Source organism: Shewanella sp. ALD9, from assembly GCF_002836315.1.
Taxonomy (GTDB): Bacteria; Pseudomonadota; Gammaproteobacteria; order Enterobacterales; family Shewanellaceae; genus Shewanella.
Window position 1 is genome coordinate 1 of sequence record NZ_PJCD01000029.1, and the last position, 330, is coordinate 330.

1 pseudogene is annotated in these 330 nt (G+C 39.1%); it reads right to left on the reverse strand.

The window, feature by feature from the left end:
• Positions 1 to 210: 210 nt before the first annotated feature.
• Positions 211 to 330, reverse strand: a pseudogene (locus CXF88_RS22110) (transposase); the annotation flags it as partial.

The following is a 330-nucleotide window of genomic DNA, read 5'->3' on the forward strand; positions in this document are numbered from 1 at the left end:
GCCACCCATTTCTTGAACAAATAACATAACTCGTTTTCATGGCTTTGGCGAGGGTTACGATCGATGTGATCAACTCATCAATTTTTATCGATATGGCTAAAATATTATCGTTAAATGAGTGATTTATGGTCATCTAAGAAATTCAGCACAGCAGAAAATCTTGATATCAATCAAGTATAAGGAAGATGGTGGTTTTTCAAGAATTAATGCTTAAGCGCACAGCCAGCGCTGACAATTTGCAGCGCCTTGTCGTCGTTTTCGCTCTAAATGCTCACAATATTCGGTTAATGCGGGTAATGCTCCGACAGCGCCTTTAAATAATGCACCAAA